The following is a 12,956-nucleotide window of genomic DNA, read 5'->3' on the forward strand; positions in this document are numbered from 1 at the left end:
TGCCCTGCTTTCGCAAGTCTTTGCGCAACTAAACAAGTCTTCGCGCAACAAAAAAGGCCAGCAGAGCCGGCCTTTGATGCAGTAGAAATCAAAAAACGCTTATGCGTTTTCCTTCGGCGTCAGAACCTGACGGCCGCGATACATGCCGGTCTTCAGATCGACATGGTGCGGGCGGCGCAGTTCGCCGGAGTTCTTGTCTTCGATATAGGTCGGAGCCTTGAGTGCGTCTGCGGAGCGGCGCATACCGCGCTTCGACGGGCTCGTTTTTCTCTTCGGTACAGCCATTTTCGTTACTCCACTTGCGTGCAAAACATAATCCCCGGCCGGAACTGAGGCCGATTGGACATGTCTCGATCTCGGAAATTTGGGCGGCTTATACATGCCCTACCGGGCTTTGACCAGTCCCTGCCGGGAATTTTTGACAAATATGCGACTTAGAGCGTTTCCTTGCTGGATTGAAGCATTCTGCCGGAGCAGGTTTTCGTCGGGGCAAAGGCGATCGGCGAAGGGCATACCACAGCGTACGTCCGAGCCGATCGCCTTTGATCCTGGCGCAAAGATGCCCGGCCCTTCGGGTTGGCTGAAACGGGCCGCCTGATCGTCCGGCCGGCTTGGCCGTAGGACGGAGCTACGACCTGCGCCGGCCGGACGACCATTCGACTCCGTTTGAGCCAACAGAATGTTTCAATCCAGCAAGGAAACGCTCTAAGCTTCGTCCTCCGGGACGATCCAGGTTTCGGCCAGCGCCGCCGCCTGCCATTTGAGCCATGCCGGATGGGATTTCATCGCCGCCATATAGGCAAGCGTCCCGGCATCCGTCACCAGGTCATAGACATCGAAACGGTTGACGACAGGCGCAAACATCGCATCCGCCCCGCAGAATTCGCCGAAAAGGAACGGGCCGCCGGATTTCGCTCGCAGTTCGCGCCAGATCGTCTCGATGCGCGCCACGTCGTCCATCACGCCTTCGGGCAATTCGATCTTGCCCTTCGGCCGCCGCATGTTCATCGGGCAGGCATTGCGCAGCGCCCGGAAGCCGGCAATCATCTCCATCGAGACGGAACGTGCAACCGCGCGATCGGCGGCCGCTTTCGGCCAGATGCCATTGTCCGGAAAAAGCTCGGCGGCATATTCGATGATCGCAAGCGATTCCCAGACCCGGATGTCGCCCTGGTGCAGCACCGGCACCTTGCCGGTCGGCGAGATCGGCTTGAATTTCGGATTACCGGCCGGGAAATCGAAGGGGATCAGCACTTCCTCGAAGTCGATACCCGCCGCCGTCAGCGCGATCCAGGGGCGGAAGGACCAGGAGGAGTAGTTCTTGTTGCCGATATAAAGGGTAAGCTTTTCCATGGCCGCGTCTCCGGTTGGTATATTCAGCCTATACTGGCCCCGCCCGGATGCGACCAATGAAATCGATAGACCTCAATCATAAATGCATTTGATGTAATCGCCGGACCCTCGGGCCCGGCTCTCGACGACGCCAGCCAGCCGCTGCACGCCGCGGCTTGGTTTGCTGGCGACGCGGGTGATCGGGTTGGGGAGAGCGACGGCGAGAAGTGCTGCCTGCCGGGCGCTCAGTTTCGAAGCCGGCACCTTGAAATGATATTGCGCCGCCGCTTCCGCACCATAGATGCCGGGTCCCCATTCGGCGATGTTGAGATAGATCTCCATCATCCGTCGTTTCGACCAGACGAGGTCCGCACCGAGCGCCAGCGGCAGTTCCAGCCCCTTGCGGATGAAGGAACGGCCGTTCCAGAGGAACAGGTTCTTGGCGGTCTGCATCGGAATGGTGCTGGCGCCCCGCGTCGCCTCGCCGTCGAGCGCATCCTCGACCACGCCGCGCATCTGGTTCCAATCGACGCCGCCATGGAAACAGAACTGGCCGTCTTCGGACATCATCACCGAACGGACCAGATTGGGCGAGATCTCGTCGAGGCTCACCCAGCGCCGGTCGTAGCCACGCAACAACACCAGTTCCGACAACATCAGCGTCGAGACGGGGCGGGTGAACGGCAGCGCGTAGACGAAGATCAGCAGATAGGGCAACACCACCAGCGCGATCGCGATCGTCACGATCCGGCGGATCAGATTGCCGGAAACCCGGCGCCGTCTCCACCCGGCCCTCACGGGCTCCTCCTCTTGCACCTGCTGTTCGGGTGTGATGTCCAATATCCCACTCGTCCCTCGTTTTGAATTTCATAACCGTTCAACGTGGCCAAGGCGAGTCCGGCGCCGAAAACTTCGCGCGTCCCGGTGAATCGCCGTTGCCAGCCAATCGCCGGCATGCCAAACAGCGGCCATGACGGACGCGAAAACGGCATTCGAAACACGCCTGCGGCAGAGCGCCGCCGAGACGGGAGCACTGCTTTCGTCTCTCCTGTCCGATACCCCTCTTTCCGACGAGACGACACGCCCGGCGCATCTGATGGCGGCGATGCGGCACGGATCGCTGAACGGCGGAAAACGCCTGCGTCCCTTCCTCGTCCGCGAAAGTGCGGCCCTGCTCGTCGGGCCGGCGGATGCGGCACTTCGGGTCGGCGTCGCGCTGGAATGCCTGCATTGTTATTCGCTGGTCCACGACGACCTGCCGGCAATGGACGATGACGACCTGCGCCGCGGCCAGCCGACCGTGCACAAGGCCTTCGACGAGGCCACCGCCATCCTCGCCGGCGACAGCCTGCTGACCTACGCCTTCGACATCATCGCAGCACCGGAAACCGCGCTTGCCGACCGGTTGAAGACCGAACTCGTCCTGTCGCTTGCCCGCGCCGCCGGCCCGGGCGGCATGGCGGGCGGCCAGGCGCTCGATCTCGCCGCCGAAAAATCACCACCCGACGAGGCGGGGATCACCACGTTGCAGGCGATGAAGACCGGCGCCCTGCTGCGGTTCGCCTGCGAGGCGGGCGCGATTATCGCCGGCTCCGAGCAGGAGCACCGCCAACGGCTGCGGCTCTTCGGCCAGAAGATCGGCCTTGCCTTCCAGCTTGCCGACGATCTGCTCGACCTGACCTCGGATGCCGCCACCATGGGCAAGGCGACCGGCAAGGACGCCGGACGCGGCAAGGGCACGCTTGTCGCCCTGCACGGCATAACCTGGGCGGAACACCGGCTTGACCTTTTGACCGCCGAAGCCATCGAACTACTTGCGCCCTACGGCGAAAAGGCGTCCATTCTGCAGGAGGCGGCGCGCTTCATCGCCAGCCGGGAAAACTAGACAGGGATAGGAACGAGAATGCCGGACGTCCTGAGCTATCTGCCATACATGTGGCCGGCCTATGTGGCCTATGTCATCAATGTCGCGAGCCCGGGCCCGGCCAATTTCGCCATCATCGGCACCTCGATCTCCCAAGGCCGCCGCGCCGGGCTGATCACCGCCCTCGGCATCGCCAGCGGCTCGCTGACCTGGGCGACGGCTGCGGCCCTCGGCCTTGCGGCGCTGCTCCGCAACTATGCGATTGCGCTTGAGATCATGAAGGTGCTCGGCGGGATCTACCTGATCTACCTCGCCTGGAAGGCCTACAAGTCCGCGCGCCTGCCGGATTCCAAGGTCGCTCTCGGCAATGCGAAAACCAACTATACCGCCCGCCAGCTCTGGCTGCGCGGTTACGCGGTCCACGTCACCAACCCGAAGGCCATCTTTGCCTGGCTGGCGATCATTTCGCTCGGCCTGCCGGACAATGCGCCGACCTCGGCGATCCTTCTGATCATCGGCGTCTGCATGAGCTCGAGCCTGCTGATCTTCATCACCTACGCGATGGTGTTTTCGACATCGCATGCACTGCGCGGCTACAAGGCCGCGCGGCGCTGGGTCGAAGGCACGATGGCTGTGTTCTACAGCGTTGCCGGCCTGAAGCTGCTGACGAGCCGCATCTGAGCGGCTCGCCTTCTCCATCACGCTTTTCTTGATCAGCCCTGGGTGATCGGCGCGATCGCCACTTCGACGCGGCGGTTCTGAGCCCGGCCGTCCGAGGTCGCGTTGGTGGCAACCGGCTGCGACGGCCCGAAGCCCATCGTCGACATGCGGCGCTGGTCGATGCCGCGGCTGCCGAGATAGTTCGCGACCGAGGCGGCGCGGCGTTCGGAGAGCGCCTGGTTATGCTGCAGGCTGCCGGTCGAGTCCGTATGGCCGTTGACGTCGATCAGGGTGCGGTTGAACTTGTTCAGCACGATCGCGACGGAATCCAGCGTCCTATAGAAGGGCGGGATCACCTGATCCTGGTCGGTGGCGAAGGTGATGTTCGACGGCATGTTGAGGATGATCCGGTCGCCGACGCGGGTCACGGAAACGCCCGTGCCCTGCAGCTGGGCGCGCAGTTCCGCTTCCTGGTTGTCCATATAGGCGCCGATCCCGCCGCCGGCGAGCGCGCCGATACCGGCGCCGATCAGCGCATTGCGGCCCGCATGGCGTCCGCCGGTCAAACCGCCGGCAAGCGCGCCGAGACCCGCGCCGATGGCAGCGCCGCCGGCGGTGTTGGAAACCTTCTGCTCGCCCGTATAGGGGTCGGTCGTGGTGCAGGCGGAAAGATAGGTCGCGCAAAGTGCGACGATTGCGATTTTCTTGAGCATGTAAATGGATATCCCCGTCGTCAGTGGTGATACTCATTTACCATGAAATGCGGCAATAGCGAGGAGACCGGCATATCTTCGTCATTGACCAGAATGCCGGCCAGAACGGTGCCGATCCAGACACTCGACGAAGAAATCCGGTGTGGCGAAAAAACGGGCGGATCAGCCGGCCGCCGGCAGGCTTTTCAGCACGTCGAGCAGCCGGTCGCATTCGGCATCCGTGCCGATCGAGATGCGCAGATAGTCGGCTATGCGCGGCTTGTTCCAGTGCCGCACCAGCACGCCCTCAGCCCGGAGAGCCGTATAGACATCCGCGCCCGACAGGGCCGGATGCCTGGCGAAGACGAAATTCGCCTGTGACGGCAGCACGTCGAAACCCATCGCCTGCAATTCACCGCTGACGCGGTCCCGCGTCGCGATGATCTTCCGCCGGCAGGTCTCGAACCATTCCACGTCCTCGATCGCCGCAGTCGCGGCGACCTGCGCCAGCCGGTCGAGCGGATAGGAATTGAAACTGTCCTTCACCCGCTCCAGGGCATCGATCAGATGCCGCTGGCCGATCGCGAAACCGACCCGCATGCCGGCAAGCGAACGGGATTTCGACAGCGTCTGGATGACGAGAAGGTTTGGATGGCGCGCGATGAGGCTCGCGGCCGTCTCGCCGCCGAAATCCACATAGGCCTCGTCCACCACCACCGGTACGTCCGGATGTGCAGCAACCAGCGCCTCGATCTCCGCGAGGGTTAGTCCGATGCCGGTCGGCGCATTCGGGTTCGGGATGATGATCGCGCCGCAGGAGCGGTCGTAGTCGGAAAGCCTGATCCGGAAGCCTTCATCAAGCGGGATCTCCACGACGTCGATATCGTAGAGCCGGCTATAGGTCGGATAGAAGCTGTAGGTGATGTCCGGATAAAGCAGCGGCTTGTCGTGTTTCAACAGCGCCTGGAACGTGTGCGCCAGCACCTCGTCCGAACCGTTGCCCACGAAAACCTGATCCGGTTGCACGCCGAAACGGGCAGCGATCGCTTCGCGCAATGCGGTGGCCGACGGGTCCGGGTAGAGCCGCAACGCATCGTCCGCCGCCGCATGGATGGCGGCAACCGCCTTTGGAGAAGGTCCGTACGGGTTCTCGTTGGTATTGAGCTTGACCAGATTCCGGATACGCGGCTGCTCGCCCGCGACATAGGGCTTCAACGTACTGACGATCGGCGACCAGTATCGGCTCATGGCATTATTCGGCAGCCGTGCGCTGGCCGAAACGCTGCTCGATATATTCGACAACCAGCTTCTCGAAATCGGCGGCGATGTTCACGCCGCGCAGGGTCAGCGCCTTCTTGCCGTCGATGAAGACAGGGGCTGCCGGCGTTTCGCCGGTGCCCGGCAGCGAAATGCCGATATCGGCATGTTTGCTTTCGCCGGGACCATTGACGATGCAGCCCATCACCGCGACGTTGAGCGCCTCGACGCCCGGATATTTCTCGCGCCAGACCGGCATATTCTTGCGAAGGTCGTTCTGGATGTTCTGGGCGAGCTCCTGGAACACCGTCGAGGTCGTCCGCCCGCAGCCCGGACAGGCGGCGACGACGGGTACGAACTGGCGAAAACCCATGACCTGCAGCAGTTCCTGCGCCACCTGCACTTCGCGGGTGCGGTCGCCGTTCGGCTCCGGCGTCAGCGAAACGCGGATCGTATCTCCGATCCCGTGCTGCAGCACATAGCCCATGGCGGCCGACGAGGCGACGATGCCCTTGGAGCCCATGCCAGCCTCGGTGAGGCCGAGATGCAGGGCATGGTTGGAGCGCTCGGCAAGCATGGAATAAACGGCGATCAGGTCCTGCACCTGGCTGACCTTGGCCGACAGGATGATGCGGTTGCGCGGCAGGCCGATCTGCTCGGCAAGCTCGGCCGAAATCAGCGCCGACTGGACGATCGCCTCGTGCATGACCTGGCGGGCCGACAGCGGCGAACCGTCAGCCGCATTGCGGTCCATCAGCGTGGTCAAAAGATCCTGGTCGAGCGAACCCCAGTTGACGCCGATGCGGACAGGCTTGTCGTAACGGATCGCCATCTCGATGATGTCGCCGAACTGCTTGTCCTTCTTGTCCTTGAAACCGACATTGCCGGGATTGATGCGGTATTTCGCCAGCGCCTCGGCGCAGGCCGGATGGTCGGCGAGCAGCTTGTGGCCGATATAATGGAAATCCCCCACCAGCGGCACGTCCAGGCCGAGCCGCAGCAGCCGCTCGCGGATTTTGGGAACGGCAGCGGCGCTCTCGTCGCGATCGACCGTGATACGAACGATTTCCGAACCGGCCTTGTAAAGAGCCGCGACCTGCGCGACCGTACCGTCGATATCGGCGGTATCGGTATTGGTCATCGACTGGACGACAACCGGCGCGCCGCCTCCGACGATGACGCCGCCGACATCGACGGCGACTGTGGCGCGGCGCGGTTTCGGGTCGTAGTCGATGGGTGCGGTCATCGGAAGTCTCGTCGCCTTGGGAATGAAGCGCCTTTCAGGTGGCGTATGGCTTGCGGCTTGTCAACCGCCGCGCCACTCACTTTATCGCACCGGTCCTTCCCGTTCCAGCCCGGCCCCGTTCCAGCCCGGCAAGCTGACGCAGCTAATGATGCGCCGTATCCGCATGCTTGGCCAAGGGCGAGAGCACCAGCACCACGAGGATCAGCGCCGAGAGGCCGGCGAAGATGATCGCGAGGCCGGTATGCTCGGCGATGAAGCCGATCGCGGACGGCGCGACCAGGATGCCGGAATAACCCATGGTGGTGACCACGGAGAGGCCGACGCCGGCTGCCATGCCCGGCAGGTTGCCGGCCGCGGAGAAAGCGATCGGCACAATGTTGGAAATGCCGATACCCGTCAGCGCAAAGCCGGCGATCGCCATGGGCGCATTTTGCGCAAAGCCGATCAGCAGCAGGCCGAAGATCGAGATGACGGCGCAGACGCGCAGCGTCCTGACCGCGCCGAAACGGTCGCGGATCAGGTCGCCGGCGAACCGCATCACCGCCATGGTGAGCGAAAACGCCGCGAAGGCGAAGCCGGACAGGGTGACGGAAGCTGCAAGCTCGTTGCGCAGGTAAAGCGCGCCCCAATCGAGGATCGCACCTTCCGGGATCATGCAGAACAGCGCCATGATGCCGATCAGCCAGGGCAGCGGCGAACGCGGCAACCGGCTTCCGCCCTGTTTTGCTTCGTCCGGATGGGGGGCATCGTGCAGCACGGTCCGCCAGGCAGCAACGATCATCAGCGCAGCAAGCACTGTCACCAGGATGGCATGTGCCGAAACGCCGATATGTTCGATCAGGAAACCGCCAGTCGAGGATCCCAGCAATCCGCCGAGGCTCCAGAAGGCATGGCAGGACGACATGATCGCCCGGCGCATCTTCTTCTCGACCGACACCGCATTGGCGTTCATCGCCACGTCCATCGCCCCGATCAAACCGCCGAACAGGAAGATGGCGACCGCACCTGACCAGATGCTGCCGACCCAGGTGAGCAGCAGCAATGTCGGCGTCAGAAGCACCGATATATATTTGGAAACCTGGCTCGATCCGAAACGGGCGATCTGGCTGCCCGCGAGCGGCATCATCACCAGTGATCCAAGGCCGAAAGTCAGGATCATCAACCCAAGCGAGCCCTCGCTCAGGCCCAGCCGGCTTGCGAACTCAGGAATTTTGGGCGCCCAGGCGCCGACCATGAAGCCGTTCATCAGGAAGAGCAGCGACACGCCCACTCTTTCACGGGTAATGAAAGTTCGTGAGCCGGAGGAAGCGTTCGAGGGCGCGCGACTATCCATGGGTAAATTCCTTCTCGATCGCCGCGAACATATTTAAATCGATTGAAATTGCAACGCCGCGAAGAAGCGCTCCCTCTCACAAATTGTATCGAGGGGAAACCCACAACGAACACAAAGGTTCGCGGCGATGCCATTCGCCGCAGGGCATGGGCCCGGCGCCTTCCTGATCGGTGGCGCCGGCCTGATGATCATTTTCCGCGAAAGGCTCGGCCGCAAAGTCCGGGCGGCCCGAGAAGGCGGCTGGAATCAGCCGCCGTAGACGATCAGCAGATCCTTGGCATCAATCTGGTCACCGGCCTTGACCAGCACTTCCGCAACCATGCCATCCTTTTCGGCGTGCAGCGCGGTTTCCATCTTCATCGCCTCGATGGAAAGCAGCACGTCGCCGGCTTTCACGGCTTGGCCGGTCGTCGCGAAGACGCGGCTGATGACGCCCGGCATCGGTGCGCCGAGATGGGTCGCATTGCCTATGTCGGCCTTGCGGCGAACCGCCGAGCCCGAGGCGCCATGCGCGCGGTCCGGCACCTTGATGCGGCGCGGCTGGCCGTTCAACTCGAAGAACACGGTAACCATGCCCTGGGCATCCGTGCCGCTCATCGCCTGGTTGACGACGACAAGCGTCTTGCCCCGCTCGATATCGGCGAACAGCTCCTCGCCGTCCTTCAGCCCGTAGAAATAGGAATGCGTCGGCAGAACAGAGACGGGGCCATAGGTGTCGGAGGCCAGCGCGAAATCCGTAAACACTTTCGGATACATCAGGTAGGAGGCGAACTCGAAGTCATCGACCTTGCGCTCCAGCTTGTCCTCGATAACCTTGCGCTCCGCAGCCAGGTCAGCGGGCGGGAGAAGCGAGCCGGGCACCGCCGTATAGGGCGCCTCACCCTTCAGCGCCTTTTTCTGCAGCGCCTCCGGCCAGCCGCCAGGGGGCTGGCCGAGATCGCCCTTCAGCATCGACACGACCGAATCCGGAAACGCGATGTCCCTCGCCGGGTTTTCGACATCGGCGACGGTCAAGTCCTGTGAGACCATCATCAGCGCCATGTCGCCGACCACCTTGGAGGACGGCGTCACCTTGACGATGTCGCCGAACATCTGGTTCACGTCCGCATAGGTCTGCGCGACCTTGTGCCACCTGGTATCGAGGCCGAGTGAGCGGGCCTGTTCCTTGAGGTTGGTGAACTGGCCGCCCGGCATTTCGTGCAGGTAGACTTCGGACGCCGGTCCCTTGAGATCGCTCTCGAAGGCGGCGTACTGGTTGCGCACCGCTTCCCAATAGAAGGAGATTTTTCTGATCCATTCCGGATCGAGGCCCGGATCGCGTTCCGAACCCGCCAGTGCCTCGACGATCGAGCCGAGGCAGGGCTGCGACGTATTGCCGGAAAGAGCGTCCATTGCCGCATCGACCGCATCGACGCCGGCATCCACCGCGGCCAGCACGGTCGCCGCCGAAATCCCGGACGTGTCATGCGTGTGGAAATGGATCGGCAGCGAGGTCGCCTCGCGCAGCGCCGTGAACAGCACCTTCGCCGCAGCCGGCTTCAGAAGACCGGCCATGTCCTTCAGCGCGATGATATGAGCGCCCGCCTTCTCCAGTTCTTCGGCGAGAGAGACATAATATTTGAGGTCGTATTTCGGCCGGGCGGAGTTGAGCAGATCGCCGGTATAGCAGATCGCTGCCTCGCAGAGCTTGTTCTCCTCCTGGATCGCATCCATCGAGACGCGCATGTTCTCGACCCAGTTGAGGCAGTCGAAGACGCGGAACAGGTCGATGCCGCCCTTGGCGGCCTGGCGCACGAAAAATTTGACGACGTTGTCGGGATAGTTCTTGTAGCCGACGCCGTTGGCGCCGCGCAGCAGCATCTGCAAAAGCAGGTTCGGCGCGTCCTCGCGGATCATCGCCAGCCGTTCCCAAGGGTCTTCGGTCAGGAAGCGCATGGAAACGTCGAAAGTCGCCCCGCCCCAGCATTCCAGCGAGAACAGGTTCGGCAGCGCCCGCGCATAGACGCCGGCCACCCGCGCGATGTCATAGGTGCGCATGCGGGTCGCGAGCAGCGACTGGTGCCCGTCGCGCATCGTCGTATCGGTCATCAGCACGCGCTTTTCGTTGCGCATCCATTCGCCGAATTTTTTCGGGCCGAGCTTGTCGAGAAGCTGCTTGGTGCCGTCCGGTATCGGCCCGTTAATATAGGGCAGAACAGGTTTTGCGGCTTGTTCAGAAGGCGCCGGCCGGCCCTTGGTTTCCGGATGGCCGTTGACGGTCACGTCGGCGAGATAGGTGAGCAGCTTGGTGGCCCGGTCCTGGCGCTTCACCTGCTCGAACAGTTCCGGCGTCGTATCGATGAACCGCGTCGTATAGGTGTTGTCACGGAATTTCTGATGACCGATGATCGCTTCGAGGAAGGTCAGGTTGGTGGCCACGCCGCGGATGCGGAACTCGCGCAGCGCGCGGTCCATGCGATCGATCGCTTCCTGCGGCGTGGTGCCGGCCGCAGTTACCTTGACCAGCAGCGGATCGTAATATCGGGTGATAATCGCGCCCGAATAGGCCGTACCGCCGTCCAGACGGATGCCGAAACCGCCGGCCGAACGATAGGCGGTGATGCGGCCGTAGTCCGGGATGAAATTATGTTCCGGGTCTTCGGTGGTGATACGGCACTGCAATGCGTGGCCGTGCAGGCGAATGTCGGCCTGGGCCGGAACGCCCGATTCCGGCGTGCCGATCGCAAAACCTTCGAGGATATGGATCTGCGCCTTGACGATATCGATGCCCGTGACGACTTCCGTCACCGTGTGCTCGACCTGGATGCGCGGGTTGACCTCGATGAAATAGAATTTCCCGGTATCGGCATCCATCAGGTACTCGACCGTGCCGGCGCCGACATAGTTGGTCGCCGCGGCGATCTTCAGCGAATAGGCGGCCAGTTCCTGCCGCTGCGCCTCCGACAGATAGGGTGCCGGGGCACGCTCCACGACTTTCTGGTTGCGGCGCTGGATCGAGCAGTCTCGCTCGAAGAGATGCACGACATTGCCGTGGGTATCGCCGAGGATCTGGCTCTCCACGTGGCGGGCGCGCTCGACGAGCTTTTCCAGATAGACTTCGTCCTTGCCGAAGGCGGCCATCGCCTCGCGCTTGGCTTCCACGACTTCCTTGGCGAGGTCCTTCGGGTCGCGAATGGCACGCATTCCGCGCCCGCCGCCACCCCAGGAGGCTTTCAGCATGACAGGATAGCCGATTTCCTCGGCCATCCTGGCGACTTCCGCCATATCGTCCGGCAGCGGCTCGGTTGCCGGTACGACGGGCACGCCGACCGAAATGGCAAGGTTACGGGCAGCAACCTTGTTGCCGAGCTGGCGCATCGTATCCGGCCGAGGGCCGATAAAAATGATGCCTGCATCGTTGCAGGCCTCCACGAACTCCGGGCTTTCGGACAGAAGACCGTATCCCGGATGGATCGCATCGGCGCCGGAAAGCTTGGCGACACGGATGACTTCGGGAATGGATAGATAGCTTTCGATCGGCCCCATGTCTTTCGACAGATGCGGGCCACGGCCCACCTGATAACTCTCGTCCGCCTTGAAGCGATGCAGCGAGAGCTTGTCCTCCTCCGCCCAGATCGCAACGGTTTTGATGCCAAGCTCGTTCGCGGCCCGGAAGACCCGGATCGCTATTTCTGAACGGTTGGCAACTAGGATCTTGGAAATGGGCAAGACGGTTCTCCTCAGGCGCCATCGAAATATTGCTGCACTGCAAAGAAATCAGTATTGCCTTAATCAGGCAAGCGCAATTTGTCCGGAGACCGGGTGTCTCGCAACGAAACCAGACCGCTCAGGCGATGAGGCCGAGGCGAAATGCCGAAGCGACGACGTGCTGGCGGTTCTTGGCGCGCAGCTTCTCCTGAAGCCCGTTGATGTACCAGTCGACGGTATGGCTGGAGATGTCGAGCGACTTTGCGACCTCGTTGGAGGTCAGGCCGTCGGCGAGCAGCACGATGACCTCCATCTCGCGGCGGGTAAGCTGGGTGTCCACCTTCGCGGCGGCCTCCAGTTCCTCGGCCTGGCCGCGCAGGTCCAGGAAGCGCCAGAATACCTTCTTGGCGGCAGCTTCGAAGAGCGCCATTTCAGCGGGTGAGAGATCCACCGGGCGGCCGCCGAGCGTCATGTTGCCAAGCAGGCCGTTGCGACCATGGACCGGAAACAGGTAGCCGTCCTGAAGGCCGTAACGTGTCCCCTCCTGCATCATCCGCTGCATGCGCTGCCGATGCGGATCGGTGCGGAGCCTGAGGACCGCATCCCGCCAGCGGAAGGGCCTTTGCGCGATGCCGAGCATTCGAACAGTCGGATCGACCAGCGCATATTTGCGCGCCTCGTAGATTTCCTGCCAGCCTTCCGGCCAGCGGCCGGCCAGGACAAGGCCGGCAGGATTCTGAAGGGAGCGCGGCCGCACGACCAGTCCATAATATTCGAATCCATAGGCCTTCAGCAGAGATTCGAGCTGCGCCGTCAGCTCCGCCTCGGTCTTGATTTCCCCGACGAGTACCAAGAGTTGCACGACCAGATGAATGTTCAAGGCTT

12 protein-coding genes are annotated in these 12,956 nt (G+C 62.6%); 3 read left to right on the forward strand and 9 right to left on the reverse strand.

Features of this window, described 5'->3' with window-relative positions; all coding sequences use genetic code 11:
* Window positions 1–99: 99 nt before the first annotated feature.
* From rpmF to mtgA, 3 genes are all read right to left on the reverse strand, one after another.
* On the reverse strand, window positions 100–285 hold the full coding sequence (rpmF, locus tag ACSQ8R_RS18380; protein WP_007759580.1) for a 50S ribosomal protein L32: 186 nt from the start codon (window positions 283–285) through the stop codon (window positions 100–102).
* A 420-nt stretch (window positions 286–705) separates the two neighbouring features.
* Entirely contained in the window at window positions 706–1,353 is a 648-nt protein-coding gene (locus ACSQ8R_RS18385) for a glutathione S-transferase family protein (protein WP_436254696.1), read from the reverse strand.
* Between the two features lie 72 nt (window positions 1,354–1,425).
* Window positions 1,426–2,172, reverse strand: a complete 747-nt coding sequence (mtgA, locus tag ACSQ8R_RS18390; RefSeq protein WP_436254697.1) for a monofunctional biosynthetic peptidoglycan transglycosylase — start codon at window positions 2,170–2,172, stop codon at window positions 1,426–1,428.
* 130 nt (window positions 2,173–2,302) lie between these two features.
* Between mtgA and ACSQ8R_RS18395 the strand changes: the two genes are divergently transcribed.
* Both ACSQ8R_RS18395 and ACSQ8R_RS18400 read left to right on the forward strand, forming a co-directional pair.
* The gene (locus ACSQ8R_RS18395; protein WP_436254698.1) at window positions 2,303–3,217 is read left to right on the forward strand and encodes a polyprenyl synthetase family protein; all 915 of its coding nucleotides are present in this window, start codon (window positions 2,303–2,305) and stop codon (window positions 3,215–3,217) included.
* A gap of 18 nt (window positions 3,218–3,235) precedes the next feature.
* Window positions 3,236–3,877 (forward strand): LysE family translocator, encoded by a 642-nt coding sequence (locus ACSQ8R_RS18400; protein WP_436254699.1) that lies wholly within the window; start codon window positions 3,236–3,238, stop codon window positions 3,875–3,877.
* A 32-nt stretch (window positions 3,878–3,909) separates the two neighbouring features.
* On the opposite strand, the gene ACSQ8R_RS18405 is transcribed toward ACSQ8R_RS18400, so the two are convergent.
* The 4 genes from ACSQ8R_RS18405 to ACSQ8R_RS18420 all read right to left on the reverse strand — a co-directional run bounded on the left by ACSQ8R_RS18405 (window position 3,910) and on the right by ACSQ8R_RS18420 (window position 8,384).
* Window positions 3,910–4,569 (reverse strand): OmpA family protein, encoded by a 660-nt coding sequence (locus tag ACSQ8R_RS18405; protein WP_436254700.1) that lies wholly within the window; start codon window positions 4,567–4,569, stop codon window positions 3,910–3,912.
* 162 nt (window positions 4,570–4,731) lie between these two features.
* On the reverse strand, window positions 4,732–5,796 hold the full coding sequence (gene hisC, locus ACSQ8R_RS18410) for a histidinol-phosphate transaminase (RefSeq protein ID WP_436254701.1): 1,065 nt from the start codon (window positions 5,794–5,796) through the stop codon (window positions 4,732–4,734).
* 4 nt (window positions 5,797–5,800) lie between these two features.
* Window positions 5,801–7,051 (reverse strand): flavodoxin-dependent (E)-4-hydroxy-3-methylbut-2-enyl-diphosphate synthase, encoded by a 1,251-nt coding sequence (gene ispG, locus ACSQ8R_RS18415; protein ID WP_436254702.1) that lies wholly within the window; start codon window positions 7,049–7,051, stop codon window positions 5,801–5,803.
* Between the two features lie 142 nt (window positions 7,052–7,193).
* Window positions 7,194–8,384, reverse strand: coding sequence for an MFS transporter (locus tag ACSQ8R_RS18420; protein ID WP_436254703.1), 1,191 nt, complete (start codon window positions 8,382–8,384; stop codon window positions 7,194–7,196).
* Window positions 8,385–8,511: 127 nt separating this feature from the next.
* Between ACSQ8R_RS18420 and ACSQ8R_RS18425 the strand changes: the two genes are divergently transcribed.
* Window positions 8,512–8,643 carry a hypothetical protein gene (locus ACSQ8R_RS18425; RefSeq protein ID WP_436254704.1) on the forward strand — a complete coding sequence of 44 codons (132 nt, stop codon included), beginning with the start codon at window positions 8,512–8,514 and terminating at the stop codon, window positions 8,641–8,643.
* On the opposite strand, the gene pyc is transcribed toward ACSQ8R_RS18425, so the two are convergent.
* Window positions 8,631–12,092 (reverse strand): pyruvate carboxylase, encoded by a 3,462-nt coding sequence (gene pyc / locus ACSQ8R_RS18430; RefSeq protein WP_436254705.1) that lies wholly within the window; start codon window positions 12,090–12,092, stop codon window positions 8,631–8,633. The genes ACSQ8R_RS18425 and pyc overlap by 13 nt on opposite strands.
* A gap of 118 nt (window positions 12,093–12,210) precedes the next feature.
* Window positions 12,211–12,951, reverse strand: a complete 741-nt coding sequence (locus ACSQ8R_RS18435) for a LuxR family transcriptional regulator (RefSeq protein WP_436254706.1) — start codon at window positions 12,949–12,951, stop codon at window positions 12,211–12,213.
* Window positions 12,952–12,956: the final 5 nt, after the last annotated feature.

This window comes from Neorhizobium sp. LjRoot104 (assembly GCF_964253725.1).
Classification (GTDB): Bacteria; Pseudomonadota; Alphaproteobacteria; order Rhizobiales; family Rhizobiaceae; genus Neorhizobium.